This window comes from Blastomonas sp. CCH1-A6, from assembly GCF_001556365.1.
Taxonomy (GTDB): domain Bacteria; phylum Pseudomonadota; class Alphaproteobacteria; order Sphingomonadales; family Sphingomonadaceae; genus Blastomonas; species Blastomonas ursincola.
Genome location: NZ_LSIS01000506.1, coordinates 1 through 1,082 on the forward strand (window position 1 = coordinate 1; position 1,082 = coordinate 1,082).

Here is a 1,082-nt window from a genome sequence, read left to right on the forward strand (position 1 = left end):
CGACCGGCGGCTTCACCAGCACCGGCGGATCGACCAGCACCTCGACCGGTGGTTTCACCAGCACGGGCGGATCGACCAGCACCTCGTCGGGCAACATCTCGACGGGTGGTATCTCGACCTCGACCGGCGGCGTGAGCACTTCGACCGGCGGCGTTTCGACTTCCACGGGCGGCGTCTCGACCTCGACCGGTGGCGTTTCGACCTCGACGGGCGGCGTCAGCACGTCCTCGGGCAACGTTTCCTCGTCTTCGGGCAATGTCAGCTCGTCCAGCTCCTCGTCGTCCTCTTCCTCGTCGAGCTCTTCCTCTTCCAGTTCCTCCTCGTCGAGTTCGTCCTCTTCGGGCGGCGACAAGCCCGGCTATCCCGGCAAGCCCGGTCACCCGGGCAAGCCTGGCGGTTCGAGCGGCTCTTCCGGCTCGAGCGGTTCTTCGGGCTCGTCGGGTTCGTCTGGCTCGAGCGGTTCCTCGGGTTCCAGCGGCTCGTCCTCGTCGTCGTCGAGCAGCTCTTCCAGCTCGTCGACCAGCAGCGGTTCTTCGGGTTCGAGCGGTTCGACAGGGTCCACCGGTTCGACCGGATCGTCGGGTTCGACTGGATCGAGCGGTTCGACCGGGTCCTCGGGCTCGAGCGGTTCGAGCGGTTCGTCCTCGTCGTCCAGCAGCTCGACCTCGTCCAGCACCTCGTCGGGCGCCACATCGAGCAGCACCTCGTCGAGCTTCGGCGGCACCAGCACCTCGACCGGATCGAGCGGCAGCACCGGCTCCTCGGGTTCGTCGAGCTCCAGTTCGTCGTCTTCGTCGTCCTCCTCGTCGAGCACCTCTTCGGGTTCGAGCGGTGGTCCGCCGCCGCCCGATGGCGGCACCGACGTGCCCGCGCCGCCGGCCATCCTGCTCTTCGGTGCAGGTGCGGTTGCACTGGCAGCGCGTCGCCGCTTCGCCAAGCGCAAGGAAGACGCAAAGCGCAACGCGGCCTGATCGGCCCGGCAGCGACCGTCACCGCTGCCCGCCATCGACCGTTAGCGGAAAGGGCGATCCCAACCGGGGTCGCCCTTTTTGCATGGAAAGGCGCACGATTGCGGATTGCAT

The 1,082-nt window shown here is 67.7% G+C and carries 1 protein-coding gene and 1 pseudogene; both read right to left on the reverse strand.

Annotated elements, in window-relative coordinates:
• Nucleotides 1–352 (reverse strand): annotated as a pseudogene (locus tag AX735_RS25435) (hypothetical protein); the annotation flags it as partial.
• 24 nt (nt 353–376) lie between these two features.
• Nucleotides 377–883 carry a hypothetical protein gene (locus tag AX735_RS25440; RefSeq protein WP_066284796.1) on the reverse strand — a complete coding sequence of 169 codons (507 nt, stop codon included), beginning with the start codon at nt 881–883 and terminating at the stop codon, nt 377–379.
• Between the last annotated feature and the right edge of the window lie 199 nt (nt 884–1,082).